Annotated in this window: 1 pseudogene; it reads right to left on the minus strand. The window is 64.7% G+C overall.

Features of this window, described 5'->3' with window-relative positions:
• Positions 1-408 (minus strand): annotated as a pseudogene (locus AACY45_RS28875) (hypothetical protein); the annotation flags it as partial.

Genomic DNA, 408 nt, shown 5'->3' on the forward strand with positions numbered 1-408 from the left:
CAGTAATCATCGGTGAGTTGAGCTCCGTGACGGGCAAGGCGCCAACACTCAACGTGAGCGGTAGCGAGGTCGTGGGCTTGCCATCCCGGGTGACGGTGTAGGTCACGCTCACTGTCTTGCCCAGGTTTAACGCCAGCACCGTGACCGGCAGCGCGATGCTCAGGCCCACTTCACTGATTGGCTTGGCCGCGGTGGTGTGTGAGCCACCCGCGGCGGTGCCGGCCGCTCCCGTCCAGGTCACGCTCAACTGATCGGTGAGCAGCAATCCGTCCGGCGGGATTACCGCGGTCAGGGCCTCCTCGGCCTTGAGCGGCTGCAAGGTCTTGCCGTCGGCTTCGGCCTGCAGAATGCTCGGGGGGTTGAGGTCGAGCACCACCCCAACGTCGAATTCCAGCGCTTGGGAATAGC

Origin of the sequence: Pseudomonas sp. RA_35y_Pfl2_P32 (assembly GCF_963970735.1) — a bacterium.
In the GTDB taxonomy this organism is placed as follows: Bacteria; Pseudomonadota; Gammaproteobacteria; order Pseudomonadales; family Pseudomonadaceae; genus Aquipseudomonas.